Raw genomic sequence first — 639 nt, 5'->3', positions numbered from 1 at the left:
AGTAAAAAACCGCCTTCATAGAAGGCGGCTTTGATTTCGCCCCAGAGGGGCGCTATTAGTTCAGACTCTGAGAGCCTTCACTTCACATCCCTTTTAACGATAATTGATTGTCCTCATGTTCATGTTTTTCCTGATACTTCACATACTTCCTTATCATTTCTTCATTTACACCTACGGTATCTACACAGTATCCTCTCGACCAAAAGTGATTTCCCCATAACTTTTTCTTTCTCAAATAGGGAAATTTATTAAATAATCGGATGGCCGTTCGTCCTTTTAGATGCCCAAGCACCTGAGATACAGATAATTTCGGGGGTATTTTTACCAGAAGATGAACATGATCTATTTGAACATTCAATTCTACAATTTCTATCTCGAGTTGCTCACATGAAATCCGTATCTGCTTATAGACCTCCCTTCCTACATTATTTTTCAGTATCCTAAATCGGTATTTGGGCGTCCAGACAATATGATATTGACAACACCAAACTACATGCGATGCTTTCTTGAATCTACTCATGGTTAAATCCTTCTCTGTTATGGGGATAACAGTTCGGATTTTCCCATGAGTAGCATTATTGGCAGAGCCAATTTGCTGCTGACCACCTCCGCAGGAGGTGGTATTCAGTTATGAATAAA

Annotated in this window: 1 protein-coding gene; it reads right to left on the bottom strand. The window is 39.6% G+C overall.

The genetic code is table 11. From position 1 onward, the window contains the following. Positions 1–82 precede the first annotated feature (82 nt). The gene (tnpA, locus tag IQ209_RS17990) at positions 83–520 is read right to left on the bottom strand and encodes an IS200/IS605 family transposase (RefSeq protein WP_193852542.1); all 438 of its coding nucleotides are present in this window, start codon (positions 518–520) and stop codon (positions 83–85) included. Between the last annotated feature and the right edge of the window lie 119 nt (positions 521–639).

The organism is Xenorhabdus sp. BG5, assembly GCF_015163665.1.
In the GTDB taxonomy this organism is placed as follows: Bacteria; Pseudomonadota; Gammaproteobacteria; order Enterobacterales; family Enterobacteriaceae; genus Xenorhabdus.
The sequence above is the reverse complement of the archived record's forward strand: the minus strand, read 5'-3'. Positions and strand labels throughout refer to the sequence as shown.